Origin of the sequence: Xenorhabdus japonica, from assembly GCF_900115195.1 — a bacterium.
GTDB lineage: Bacteria > Pseudomonadota > Gammaproteobacteria > Enterobacterales > Enterobacteriaceae > Xenorhabdus > Xenorhabdus japonica.
In genome coordinates, this window is sequence record NZ_FOVO01000019.1 from 1 (window position 1) to 13,541 (window position 13,541).

The 13,541-nt window shown below is 41.3% G+C and carries 13 protein-coding genes and 1 rRNA gene; 4 read left to right on the top strand and 10 right to left on the bottom strand.

What is annotated here, in order from left to right; genetic code table 11:
- Nucleotides 1-88 (top strand): 5S ribosomal RNA (rrf, locus tag BM135_RS17950); the annotation flags it as partial.
- A gap of 106 nt (nt 89-194) precedes the next feature.
- Here rrf and actP read toward each other — a convergent pair.
- The 3 genes from actP to acs all read right to left on the bottom strand — a co-directional run bounded on the left by actP (nt 195) and on the right by acs (nt 4,327).
- A complete protein-coding gene (gene actP, locus BM135_RS08950) occupies nt 195-1,856 on the bottom strand; it encodes a cation/acetate symporter ActP (protein ID WP_092519414.1) in 1,662 nt (553 codons plus the stop codon).
- A complete protein-coding gene (locus BM135_RS08955; protein WP_092519415.1) occupies nt 1,853-2,164 on the bottom strand; it encodes a DUF485 domain-containing protein in 312 nt (103 codons plus the stop codon). The genes actP and BM135_RS08955 overlap by 4 nt, the downstream gene beginning before the upstream one ends.
- Nucleotides 2,165-2,371: 207 nt before the next feature.
- Nucleotides 2,372-4,327 carry an acetate--CoA ligase gene (gene acs / locus BM135_RS08960; protein WP_092519416.1) on the bottom strand — a complete coding sequence of 652 codons (1,956 nt, stop codon included), beginning with the start codon at nt 4,325-4,327 and terminating at the stop codon, nt 2,372-2,374.
- A gap of 385 nt (nt 4,328-4,712) precedes the next feature.
- Here acs and sodA point away from each other — a divergent pair, with 385 nt between their 5' ends.
- The 3 genes from sodA (at nt 4,713) to BM135_RS17955 (ending at nt 6,876) form a co-directional block, all read left to right on the top strand.
- On the top strand, nt 4,713-5,339 hold the full coding sequence (sodA, locus tag BM135_RS08965) for a superoxide dismutase [Mn] (protein WP_092519417.1): 627 nt from the start codon (nt 4,713-4,715) through the stop codon (nt 5,337-5,339).
- A 134-nt stretch (nt 5,340-5,473) separates the two neighbouring features.
- Nucleotides 5,474-6,145, top strand: a complete 672-nt coding sequence (gene yiiM, locus BM135_RS08970) for a 6-hydroxyaminopurine reductase (protein ID WP_092519418.1) — start codon at nt 5,474-5,476, stop codon at nt 6,143-6,145.
- 539 nt (nt 6,146-6,684) lie between these two features.
- Nucleotides 6,685-6,876 (top strand): glycosyltransferase, encoded by a 192-nt coding sequence (locus BM135_RS17955; protein ID WP_422646120.1) that lies wholly within the window; start codon nt 6,685-6,687, stop codon nt 6,874-6,876.
- A 141-nt stretch (nt 6,877-7,017) separates the two neighbouring features.
- Here BM135_RS17955 and trpS read toward each other — a convergent pair whose 3' ends face one another.
- The 7 genes from trpS to aroK form a co-directional block, all read right to left on the bottom strand.
- A complete protein-coding gene (gene trpS / locus BM135_RS08980; RefSeq protein WP_092519419.1) occupies nt 7,018-8,052 on the bottom strand; it encodes a tryptophan--tRNA ligase in 1,035 nt (344 codons plus the stop codon).
- 4 nt (nt 8,053-8,056) lie between these two features.
- Complete coding sequence (locus tag BM135_RS08985; RefSeq protein ID WP_092519420.1) at nt 8,057-8,779, bottom strand: phosphoglycolate phosphatase; 723 nt, start codon at nt 8,777-8,779, stop codon at nt 8,057-8,059.
- Nucleotides 8,779-9,453, bottom strand: a complete 675-nt coding sequence (gene rpe, locus BM135_RS08990) for a ribulose-phosphate 3-epimerase (RefSeq protein ID WP_092519421.1) — start codon at nt 9,451-9,453, stop codon at nt 8,779-8,781. The genes BM135_RS08985 and rpe overlap by 1 nt, the downstream gene beginning before the upstream one ends.
- Nucleotides 9,454-9,511: 58 nt before the next feature.
- On the bottom strand, nt 9,512-10,330 hold the full coding sequence (gene dam / locus BM135_RS08995; RefSeq protein ID WP_092519422.1) for an adenine-specific DNA-methyltransferase: 819 nt from the start codon (nt 10,328-10,330) through the stop codon (nt 9,512-9,514).
- 85 nt (nt 10,331-10,415) lie between these two features.
- Nucleotides 10,416-11,375 (bottom strand): SPOR domain-containing protein, encoded by a 960-nt coding sequence (locus BM135_RS09000; RefSeq protein WP_092519423.1) that lies wholly within the window; start codon nt 11,373-11,375, stop codon nt 10,416-10,418.
- Between the two features lie 266 nt (nt 11,376-11,641).
- A complete protein-coding gene (aroB, locus tag BM135_RS09005) occupies nt 11,642-12,739 on the bottom strand; it encodes a 3-dehydroquinate synthase (protein WP_092519424.1) in 1,098 nt (365 codons plus the stop codon).
- Nucleotides 12,740-12,784: 45 nt separating this feature from the next.
- Nucleotides 12,785-13,306, bottom strand: coding sequence for a shikimate kinase AroK (aroK, locus tag BM135_RS09010; RefSeq protein ID WP_038237472.1), 522 nt, complete (start codon nt 13,304-13,306; stop codon nt 12,785-12,787).
- Between the last annotated feature and the right edge of the window lie 235 nt (nt 13,307-13,541).

Genomic DNA, 13,541 nt, shown 5'->3' on the forward strand with positions numbered 1-13,541 from the left:
CTGACCCCATGCCGAACTCAGCAGTGAAACACCGTAGCGCCGATGGTAGTGTGGGGCCTCCCCATGTGAGAGTAGGACACTGCCAGACAGTCAATCAGACAGAAAAGCCATCCGGTCACGGGTGGCTTTTTTGCATTGGGGATTTTTTGGAAATTGAATACTGAGATTAAGACAGGAATTAAAAATAGTATGAATTAATGCGCTTTTCCTTGTTCGATTCCGATCCCCGTCTGTGAACGAATAAACTGGCTGCGAAACATTACCCTCTCCTGTGCTCCTTGTTCCGAAGTATCCGTAATCGAAAATAACCAAGCACCAACAAATGCTATAAACATAGAAAACAGAGCTGGATATTCATAAGGATAAATTGGTTTATCATGACCAAGAATGCTAACCCAAATCGTAGGACCCAAAATCATTAACACAACTGCTGTCAGTAACCCTAACCATCCGCCAACCAACGCTCCACGTGTAGTCAGCTTGCTCCAGTACATTGACAATAAAATAATAGGGAAATTACAGCTTGCAGCAATGGAGAATGCCAAACCGACCATAAAAGCAATATTTTGCTTTTCGAACAATATCCCTAGGCCAATAGCAACTAACCCCAGAATAACGACGGTAATCTTGGAGACTTTTAGTTCATCTCGCTCATTAGCATGTCCCCTTTTGATTACATTAGCATAGAGGTCATGGGATACTGCTGAAGCGCCTGCCAATGTTAATCCTGCTACTACAGCTAAAATAGTGGCAAAAGCAACTGCCGAGATGAAGCCAAGGAAAAAATCACCGCCAACGGCGCTTGCTAGATGGATGGCTGCCATATTTGTACCACCAACTAATGCCCCAGTTGCATCTTTGAACGATGGGTTAGCACTGACCAATAAAATTGCACCGAATCCGATAATAAAAGTTAGGATATAAAAATAGCCGATAAACCCAGTTGCATAGAAAACACTTTTACGGGCTTCCTTAGCATCGCTGACGGTAAAAAACCGCATGATGATATGTGGCAATCCCGCAGTACCGAACATTAATGCTAATCCTAAAGAGAGTGCAGAAATAGGATCAGATACCAATCCTCCAGGACTCATGATGGCTGGCCCAAGAGAGTGCACCGCAATAGCCTCTTTAAATAAGGTATGAAAGTCAAAATTAACAGCTTTCATGACCATCAGAGCCATGAATGTTGCCCCTGCCAGCAACAGAATTGCTTTAATAATCTGAACCCATGTTGTTGCCAGCATTCCGCCAAACAATACATAAAGCACCATTAAAATACCGACCAAGACAACAGCGACGTAATAATTCAATCCGAATAGCAACTCGATGAGTTTTCCAGCCCCAACCATCTGAGCTATTAGGTATAACGCAACAACAACTAATGAACCGATTGCGGATAAAGTACGGATAGGACGTTGTTTCAGTCGATAAGAAGCGACATCGGCAAAGGTGTAACGCCCTAAGTTTCTTAATCTCTCGGCAATGAGAAATAGAATAATTGGCCATCCGACTAGAAAGCCAATGGAATAAATCAGCCCATCATAGCCAGAAGTATAAACTAGTGCTGAAATTCCTAAAAAAGAGGCTGCGGACATATAGTCACCAGCTATCGCCATACCATTCTGGAATCCAGTGATACGCCCACCTGCGGTATAATAATCTGAGCGTGAAATAGTCCTCTTTGAAGCCCAATAAGTAATGCCAAGAGTTAACCCGACGAATAACAGGAACATGACAATAGCCTGAATATTCAAGGGTTGTTTTTCTACATTACCTGAAATGGCATCTGCTTGAGCTATGATAGAAAAGAGGGAGGAAAATAGAGGTATTGATAACAATACGATTTTTTTCATTTTCTCACCTCATTGAGAATAGTTGAGGTCAGACGATCAAATTCACCATTTGCCCTCACTACATAAATTCCTGTCAATATGAAAGAAATAAAGATGATGCCGATCCCTACGGGGATCCCCCGCGTCATACTGGTGCTTTCATGGAGTTGTGTTCCAAGCCATTCAGGAGCAAAAGCAATAAGAAAAATAAAACCAACATAAAGCACTAACATAATGATGGATAATAGCCAAGCAAAACGTCCCCGCTTCTTAACTAATTCCTTAAAGCGAGGATTATTCTCAATCTCTTGATAAATGTCGTCACTCATTAGAGTATCTCCTTGTTGATTTGAAACGGTACACCTTAAGTACTGCACAAGATGCCAGATACCGGATAGCCGTATCCAAGGGAATTCATGACCATTCGCCACGTCCCTGCATAGCTTTGCGCTTTTGGTGACACGTTATTCAAGCCGCTTTGCAGCGGCCTATATGTTTTACGACATGGTTTACGACATAGTTTTACGAAAATAGTTTTACGACATATTGATAGATTGTTTTTCTTCCAGCAGTTTTTCAACGACTCCCGGATCGGCCAGAGTGGAGGTATCTCCTAAATTACTGGTATCACCAGAAGCTATTTTGCGCAAAATACGCCGCATGATTTTCCCGGAACGTGTTTTGGGCAGAGAGTCTGTCCAGTGAAGGATATCGGGTGTTGCAATCGGCCCGATTTCTTTACGAACCCAATTTCTGACTTCGGTATACAGTTCAGGAGAAGGCTCTTCACCATGAATTAGCGTGATATAAGCGTAAATAGCTTGCCCTTTGATATGATGCGGGATACCCACAACGGCAGCTTCAGCTATTTTAGGGAATGAAACCAGAGCTGATTCAATTTCTGCGGTTCCCAAACGATGGCCTGAAATATTCAGAACATCATCAACACGGCCTGTTATCCAGTAATAGCCATCTTCATCACGTCGAGCGCCATCACCACTGAAATACATTCCCTTGAAGGTAGAAAAATAGGTTTGTTCAAAACGTTCATGATCGCCATATAGAGTTCGTGCCTGCGCAGGCCAAGAGTCCGTCATGACAAGATTGCCTTCACACTCTCCCTCTAAAATTTCTCCTGAATTATCAACCAATGCCGGACTGATGCCAAAAAATGGCAGAGTAGCAGAGCCTGCTTTGAGATCAGTAGCACCCGGTAGTGGCGTAATCATAAATCCGCCAGTTTCGGTTTGCCACCATGTATCTACGATAGGACATTTACTATTACCTATTTTTTGGTAATACCACTCCCATGCTTCTGGATTAATTGGTTCACCAACAGAACCCATAATGCGCAATGATGTGCGTTTTGTGCCTTCTATTGCTTTATCACCTTCGGCCATTAATGCTCTGATAGCGGTTGGTGCAGTATAAAGGATATTAACTTTATGTTTGTCGACTACCTGACAGAGACGGTTAACATCAGGATAGTTGGGAACACCTTCAAACATTAAGGTTGTGGCACCGCAGGATAATGGCCCATACAGTAGATAACTATGTCCTGTTACCCATCCTATATCGGCTGTGCACCAATAAATTTCTCCAGAACGATAATCAAATGTGTATTTGAAAGTTAAAGACGCATAGACTAAATAGCCACCCGTCGTATGTAGAACACCTTTAGGTTTGCCGGTAGAGCCTGAGGTATAAAGGATGAATAGTGGATCTTCGGCATTCATCTCTTCAACGGGGCACTCAGTACTAACACTCTTTATCAGCTCCTGCCACCATAAGTCCCTGTCATTATTCCAGTTTTTGATATTTCCGGTACGTTTGAAAACAACCACATTTGTCACGCTAGTGACGTCTGGATTACTCAGGGCCTCATCGACATTTTTTTTCAATGGGATGGTTCGACCCGCCCGCAAGCCTTCATCTGCGGTAATAACGAGCTTGGCATTGGAATCGATAACTCTGCCAGAGATGGCATCAGGGGAGAAGCCACCAAAGATTACAGAATGGATCGCCCCAATACGGGCACAGGCCAACATTGCAACGGCAGCTTCTGGCACCATTGGCATATAGATGGCAACGACATCGCCTTTTTTTATCCCTATTTTTTTCAACACATTAGCGAATTGGCAGACGTCATGATGTAATTCCCGATACGTAACATGTCGGGATTCTGCGGGATTATCTCCCTCCCATATAATGGCAGTTTGATCGCCACGCTCTTGCAAATGGCGATCAAGACAATTGGCACTTAAGTTCAGAGTGCCATCTTCAAACCAGCGGATGCTGATATGCCCAGGATCGAAAGAAGTGTTTTTGATCTTGGTGTAGTGTCTAATCCAATCAACTATGTTACCTTTTTCCCCCCAGAATCCTTCAGGATCTTGTAATGACCATTGGTAGTCTTGTAGGTACTGTTGTTTGTTTATCAATGCCGTATCTGCAATATCAGCAGGAATAAGATGCTTGATTATTTGAGTCATATTTTTATCTCCTTGCAATTGTTAATACTATGTCAAAACAAGGTTAACTAAAGTGTAAGAAGAATTTTTGTTTCTTTTTTGCGCGGAAGATCACGCAATAAAGAGAATGAATTTCATGGCATTATCATTTAGTACAATGTATTTGGTTGAAATTAAATAAGGTTATTGGTTTTTATAACGGATAAATATTTCATCAAATCGATATTGATTGGATTTTAAGTTTAATGGGACAGTGAAACGTGGGCTCACAAAGGAAACCATAGTGAATTCATAGAATTGATAATCATTTTCATTATCGTGCAATTCACTATAATAGCAATTCACTATTAATAATAGTGTTGTTCAGGTATGAGCTTTATATATTCTAAACAACTGGAGATATGATATGAGCTATTCACTGCCTTCTTTACCTTACTCCTATAATGCGTTAGAGCCTCATTTCGACAAACAGACGATGGAAATTCATTATACTAAGCACCATCAGACGTATGTCACTAACGCGAATACCGCTCTGGAAGCGTTCCCAGAACTAAGTAAACTGGGTGTTGATGACCTAATCCAGCAACTTGATAAAATTCCAGCTGATAAACGCACTTTTATTCGCAACAATGCGGGTGGGCACTCAAACCATAGCCTGTTTTGGAAAGGATTAAAGTTGGGCACAGTATTGGATGGTGCTTTGAAAGCGGCTATTGAGCGTGATTTTGGAAGTATTGACAATTTCAAGGAAAAATTTGAACAAGCGGCAGCAACTCGTTTTGGCTCTGGCTGGGCGTGGTTGGTGCTGAAAGATGATGGCAAACTTGCTGTTGTTTCAACAGCTAATCAGGATAGCCCACTAATGGGCGAAGAGATAGCCGGTGCTTCCGGTTACCCTATAGTGGGTTTGGATGTGTGGGAACATGCTTATTACCTGAAATATCAGAATCGTCGTCCTGACTACATCAAAGCGTTTTGGTACGTCGTAAACTGGGACGAAGCGACAAGACGCTACGAAGAAAAAATTAAGTAATTCATTCTATTATTTTTCACAATAATGCTGGTCATGATCGTGATCGGCATTTTTATTGTGCATAATCTTGGCTATTATGCCTGAGTCTGAGTAATGCTTGTTCATTTTTACTAGCTCATTGAGAGGAAATAAAAATGTATTATCCACAAGTATATAGAGGCAAAATATTATCATCAGAAACATTGGGTTACAGTGCAATTAATAAACTAGTGGTAAATGGTAGTCTACAGCTAACCTCTCTTGGACTGGAAGGTGATGAACAAGCGGAAGTTCGTTTTCATGGTGGCTCTGATCGTGCTCTTTGTCATTATCCAAGAGAGCATTACCTATTTTGGAAAAGGCAATTTCCTGAATTGATGGAATTATTTGTATCCCCTTTGTTTGGTGAAAACATATCCACAGAAGGAATGACGGAAGATAATGTCTATATTGGCGATATTCTCCAGTGGGGTGAAACTCTGATTCAGGTTACTCAGCCACGTTCTCCATGTTTTAAACTCAATCTTATTACAAATATTAGAGATTTTGCTGCGATAATGCAAAATAATGGGCATTGTGGCTGGTTATACCGTGTTATCTCTTCCGGTTTGGTAAGTGCGGGCGAACCGATAAAACTGTTAAGCCGTAATAGTGATGTTTCTGTTAAGGAAGCCATCTCCATTGCTTTTCATTATCCATTTGATGAAGAACAATATCGTCGTTTAATGGGGGCTGCTGGATTATCTGCCAGTTGGAATCTGATGATGCAAAAACGCATATTGCATGGAAAAATTGAGGATTTTAATCGTCGTTTATTGGGTAATTAATGCAATCTATTCATGATGTAATCATATTCTTAACGTGATGTTAATCACAACATCATGAGTCAAAAAGATTAAAATAAATATCTCAAATAATATAATTTCTTGCATATTCTAAATATTAAAAATACTTTTATGATAAAGAAAATAAAACATTAAATTTGATAATAAATATTAATTCCAACCTGCTATCCATAATTAAATTTTTCCATGTGACTCTTGAAGTAACATTATTAATATAACCTGTCGTTTTTTTTAAAGATGAGGTAATGTGAAAATACCAAATAAAATACATTATTTTTGAACTTGGAATAATATATCAAAAATCTTTATAGGAAATATCATTATAATGAAAGCGGAAACTACTGGCTTTGAAATTAATTTATAGGTAAGTAGTAAGCTGTTGATTATAAATAAATTTATAACCATGACAAAAATTGTGGTGAGGTATTTGGGTGTGAATTTGATAAAATCAGAAGAAAAAAATCCACAGAAAATGAAGAAAATATAGGAGTAATAAAGCACAATGCTTTTTTATCAGGGAGATAGATGAAGCCTTTAAATCATTAACCAGAAATTTTCTTGTTTTAGAATCGATTTTTTATCGCAATATTAATGGATATTATCATAACTATACGCTGGCTAGTGATATAGCACGTCTTGTTATTTTATATGCAGAGGGGGATATTTATTTAGATTCTGATGTGAAATTAAAAAAAGCAATAACGCAGTGTTAAAAAAAGCTAAATTTGAAGATATTGATATAACATTAGGAATTGCTTTTGGTAATGTAAAAGGTGACGCATGGAAAAGTGTAATAATAATGCCAAAGGATGAATGAATACCCTTTGGCATTTATACCCTATTAATGGATAAGCTTATGGATGAGCTAGTAAGCCTACCGCTTCATAGACTTTATCCAAGGTTGCCTGAGCACGAGCTTGTGCTTTAGCGGCTCCTTCTGCCATGATTTGGTTAAGTAATGCTTCATCATTACGGAAATGATGGTAACGTTCTTGTAAGCCTGTCAGCATTTCACATACAGCATCTGCAACAGCCCCTTTCAAATGACCGTACATTTTGCCTTCAAATTCTGCTTCTAATTCAGCGATTGTTTTGCCTGTTACGCCAGCAAGAATATCCAGCAAATTGGAAACACCTGGTTTATTTTCCAAATCATAACGTACACGAGGTGGTTCTTCAGAATCGGTAACCGCGCGTTTTATTTTCTTGGCAGCAGACTTAGGATCTTCCAGCAGAGCAATCACGTTATTGCGGTTATCATCGGACTTTGACATCTTCTTGTCCGGATCTTGCAATGACATCACGCGAGCGCCGCCTTTGGGAATAAATGGCTCTGGAACAGTGAAAATATCGCCGTATAAAGCATTAAAACGCAGTGCCAAATCACGGCTCAATTCAAGGTGCTGCTTCTGATCACTGCCCACAGGGATCTGATTGGCTTGGTAAAGCAAAATATCAGCGGCCATTAGAACAGGATAATCAAACAGTCCGGCATTGATATTTTCTGAGTGACGGGCTGACTTATCCTTGAATTGAGTCATTCGGCTTAGTTCACCGAAATAGGAGTAGCAGTTCAATACCCAGCTTAGCTGAGAATGTTGTGGAACATGTGACTGAACGAAGATAGTGCTTTTCTTTGGATCAATACCACAGGCAAGGTAAAGAGCCAGCGTATCCAACGTGCGTTTTTTCAGTTCATTGGGATCTTGGCGCACGGTAATGGCATGCTGGTTAACGATGCAGTAGATGCAATCATAATCATCTTGCATTTTAGCCCACTGACGCAACGCCCCCATATAGTTACCGATGGTCAATTCACCGGAGGGTTGTGCGCCGCTGAATACAATAGGTTTTTGGGAGTTTGGTTTCATTACAGTGGGTTCATTCATTTTATTAAGCTTCCTGTCTTTTCAGTGTGGATAATAATTTCAAAGTGGATAGTCCAATAATTGGGAGTAAATCCGGAAAATGGTCCAATACATAATTTGGATGGCTTAATGCTATCGATTCTCCATAGTTATACCCATAGGTTAAGCCAACACAAGGGCAACCAGCGGCTTGTGCTGCCAAAATATCATTACGGGAATCGCCGACAAAAAGCAATTCTTCTTTATGTAAGCCAAACATCCCCATTGTTAAATATAGAGGTGAGGGATGAGGCTTTTTCTCCTTAACATCATCACCGCCCAGTACTAATGAAAAGTATTCACTGATACCCAATGATTCCAGCAATGGGGCGATAAAAGGGGTTGGTTTATTCGTGACAATCGCCATAGGCAAATTGTGTTTTGCAAATTCTGCCAAAGTCTCTTTTACATAAGGAAACAGTTGGCTGCCTGTGGTTACGCTAGCTTCATAAAATTTATCAAACAATTTGCGCATTTCGCTATGCAATGCGGGAGAAGGATCTGCACCTGCCCACTTCAATGCACGTTCAACCATGACATCAGCACCATTACCAATCCAGATAGCGACTCGTTCTTTACCTGCTGCGGGTAATCCTTTGGTAATCAAGGCTTGATCCAATGCATCAGCCAGACCGCTGGCACTGTCCACCAGGGTGCCATCCAAATCAAATGCAATGGCACGAATTCCTTTCACGACGTCATTTTTCATTATGCTACCTTCGATAATTCGCGGCGCATCTCATCAACAACCGCTTTATAATCTGGCTGACTGAAAATAGCAGAGCCAGCAACGAACATATCAGCGCCCGCCTGAGCTGCTTCGGCAATATTATTGGGCTTGATACCGCCATCAACTTCGAGACGGATATCATATCCGCTGTCATCAATGATTTTGCGCACCTGACGCAGTTTTTTCAGTGTTTCTGGGATGAAAGACTGACCACCAAAACCTGGATTGACGGACATCAACAGAATTACATCCAGTTTATCCAATACATAATCAAGATAGCTAAGGGGAGTCGCTGGATTGAAGACTAAACCCGCTTTACAGCCATGTTCTTTGATGAGTTGCAGTGTGCGATCGATATGCTCACTTGCTTCAGGATGGAAAGTGATATAGGTTGCACCAGCCTTGGCAAAATCAGGGATAATGCGATCAACAGGTTTTACCATTAGGTGAACATCAATCGGTGCTGTAATGCCATAATCGCGCAGAGCTTGACAGACCATTGGGCCAATAGTCAGATTTGGCACATAATGGTTATCCATGACATCAAAGTGTACAACATCAGTACCTGCTTCCAAAACCTTAGCGGTATCTTCACCTAATCGGGCAAAATCTGCGGATAGAATGGATGGGGCAATCAGAAAGTCTTTCTTCATTATCATCTTCTCCAATTCATTGTTTTATCCCCGAAATTTCAGGGGCTGGAAACCTCAATTACTTCTGGCAGTATAACGCCAAAAGTTCATCAACTTTACTTCGGGCAAGAATATTTCTACTTATTGTCCGGCGGGCTTTAACAATGTAGAGGAAAGCCTGGTGATACCATTCCCGTGTCATCGGCGTGTCATGATTAGATATGAGTACCGGAATGCCTTTTCTAGACGAGAGATGATAGGCGATCTTCGCCAAATTTTCCTGATCAAGGAGATTAAAACTATTTGTATGGTAGGCTGTAAAATTAGCCGTAGCTGAAAGTGGGGCATACGGAGGATCACAGTAAACCACTGAGCCTTTTGGGGTATTGTTCAATGCAATTTCGTAATGTTGGCTGATGAAAGTTGCCTTTTGGGACTTTTCTGCAAACCAGTAAAGCTCACCTTCAGGAAAATAGGGCTTTTTATAGCGCCCGAAAGGAACGTTAAATTCACCTCGAGAATTGTAGCGACAAAGACCGTTATAGCAGTGGCGGTTCAGGTAAAGAAACAACATACTGCGGCGAAAGGGATCTTTGCTTTTGTTGAACTCTTCTCTCAGGCGATAGAAGTTTTCGGAAGTGTTGAACTCCGATGAAAATAATGGACGGGCATGATTAATAAACTCATCCGCACGAGATTTTACGGTGTCGTACAGGTTGATCAGATCACTATTGATATCTGACAAAATGTAAGAATCATAATCGGTATTCAGAAATACCGAGCCTGCGCCAACAAATGGCTCAATCAAGCAATCGCCCTCTGGCAGATGACGTTTAATATCATCTACCAAGGGGTATTTTCCACCGGCCCATTTTAAGAAAGCGCGTTTTTTTTTCATGCCGTCAAATTAGCTATTCAATAATTTCAGAGCCGCAGATTGTACTCTGTTTAGGACAGCATATCAGCGCCTAATCAAAATAGTTTTATTTTTTCAGATCTTGCTGAACCTGTTGTAGTTTTCTGACCCAAGGTTTTTTGACCTGAATTTCCGCAGGGAGTGAGGAAATAGCTCTTTTAGCATCAGAAACAGAACTGTAATTACCGTGGATCAAGATAAACCATGTCTTGCCGTCGCGTTTAGTTTCATAAACTTTATAATTAATAAGGTTATTCTTTTTCGCGAAAGCGGTTAAGGTATCAGAACGGCTGGCACTACTCAATTGGACTGTGAATCGGTTTGCAGGTGCTTTCAGCAGATCCCTGCCATTGGTCTGATGGTTCGTTGTCACATGTTTATCGGTTGTTTTGGCGTGATGACCTTCTCTGACCTTATGTTCTTTTTTAGTTTTTTCCAGATCATGTGATGCAACCTTCTCCGATTTTTTCTGTTCAACAGGTGGGGTTACCGTTGGTTTGACCTGTGGTTGTGTCAGGTTGTTTTGAACTGAATTGTTAATGTTACTTTGTTGTTGGTTCAAAGCATCGGAAATATCGCCGGGTAACTCTATGCGTTGGTTATAACCACCCGTTGCAGTGCTATTACCCGAAGTACTATTATCCGAAGTACTATTAATAGGCGTACTATTAATTGGTGGCGGGCTGATTTCATGTACACCATTATTTACTGGCTCTGATAGTTTTTTCTGCTCGCTGCCATAAGAATTAGAAGAAAGTGAAGAAGAACCAGGCAGATTCATACTCTTTTCTGCTGCATTTGAAGATGGCTGTTTTTCAGACTCAGTAGGGGATTTTAATGCAGAACTGATGGCAATAATCAGAATCAAAAGTACCAGAATGCCAATACCTATCATCATTTGTTGACGGGATACTGCTAATTTTGGTTGATTGAATTGCTTTTTGGATCGCTGAGGGCTTCGATCAGAAGTGTCTGGCTTTAATTCATTTTCTGTTTTTTGTTTATTTTCTGATTTTAATTCGTCCATATGCCCCTCCTGACAGAGATAATACTGCCAATTGTTATTTAAGAGGTTTGGCAGCCTGATCTAACTAAAACCGATGGTGTTTTATTTGATAATGTAGCTATTTTGTAGCATAACAGCTAGAGAATAATTCATCATGCAGCTTTTATTCTCAGCGCAAATTCTGCCATATTCAGACATTATCTTCATCTTCTAACTCGCCGCTTTAGCAGTGAATCTCATTTAATGCCAAAGCAGTAAGTTGGAATTGTTTGGGAATCATCGTGCATCTAGCGGGGAGATGACTGACATAGACTAATAGCGCCCAATATAACATCCTTCCCAATATCAGAATGGAGTTTTGCTTCCCCGATGGCTGTTGGCAGTACCAGATGCAATTTCCCAGCAGAAACTTTTTTGTCACGCATCATATGAGGTAAATAAGCATCAGGAGACATTGCCTCAGGGCCATTGACAGGCAGTTTTGCTCGCTCCAACAAGTGGATGATACGTTGGGTATTTTGTTTTGAGAATGTGCCGACAAGTTCAGATGCCCTTGCGGCCATCACCATACCCGCAGCAACTGCTTGACCATGTAGCCAGACGCCATAACCCATTTCAGCCTCAATCGCATGCCCAAAGGTATGACCGAGATTTAACAATGCACGCATTCCACTGCGTTCTTGCTCATCAGCCGCCACAACCAACGCTTTGAGTTCGCAGCAACGACGGATGCAATAGGCCATTGCTTGGCTGTCGAGGGCCAGTAATTTCTCGATATTCTCTTCAAGCCAGCTAAAGAACTCACCATCCAGAATGATGCCGTATTTAATAACTTCGGCCAGACCTGAATATAACTCTTGAGCAGGCAATGTTTTCAGGCAATTGAGATCGACAATAACAGAAGCTGGTTGGTAGAAAGCGCCTATCATGTTTTTGCCAAAGGGATGGTTGACTCCTGTTTTTCCACCAACGGAAGAGTCAACCTGAGAGAGTAGCGTGGTGGGTACTTGGATGAAACGAACGCCGCGTTGATAACTAGCTGCGGCAAACCCCGTCATATCACCGATTACACCACCACCAAGAGCGATAAGGGTTGTGTCACGACCATGATTATTTTCCAATAAGGCGGAAAAAATGTCATTGAGCACAAAAAGTGATTTGTGCTGTTCACCATCAGGCAAGATAACTTCATTTACCCGAAGCTCCATTCTTTGCAATGTGGATTTCACCTGTTCAAGATACAGAGGTGCAAGCGTTTCATTGGTCACTATCATGACCTGTTGACCAGCTTGCAGGGGCTTGAATGCCTCATTGTCAGAAAATAGCTCTTCGGCTATGGTAATTGAGTAGCTTCTTTCACCTAACGTAACAGTCACTTGTTCCATATCAGCTTTTGCCTTAACGTTTGCCGCTATGCGGACTCGCTATAATCAGTTTTTTTCCAGTAATTCAATGATTTGGTTAGCAACGACTTTGGCGCTTTGCTCATCTGTGCGAATAGTCACGTCAGCAATTTCCTCATAAAGAGGATTACGCTCATCAGCCAAATTTTCTAAAACTTCTCGTGCTGGTGCATCAACTTGAAGTAAAGGGCGTTTTTTATCGCGCTGGGTACGAGCTAACTGTTTTTCGATGGTTGTTTCTAAATAGACGACCACACCACGGGCAGACAGGCGATTGCGGGTTTCTTTTGATTTAACTGAACCCCCCCCAGTAGCCAATACGATGCCTTGTTTTTCAGTCAGTTCGTTAATTATTTTTTCTTCGCGGTCGCGGAAGCCTTCTTCGCCTTCCACATCAAATACCCAGCCCACGTCAGCTCCGGTACGTCGCTCAATTTCTTGATCAGAGTCGTAAAACTCCATATTGAGTTGCTGAGCTAACTGACGACCAATAGTGCTTTTGCCGGCACCCATAGGCCCAACCAGAAAGATATTGCGTTTCTCTGCCATGTTTTTGGTATTACTAAGACTGTTTGTTAATGATAACCCGCCCCGCCAATCAGATATTAGCCGCGGGACCTAAACTGAAACCTCATGAGTGAGAATGTGAGATCAGATAGGAAAATTATCTCAGCACATCAGCCTGTATTGCAACTATATAAATCTGGCACAAACCTAAGCCATCTGGTTCATGCTTTCTGCTGGCTGATTGAGTGCCTACTGTATCTACCTTCCATCTTTCAAA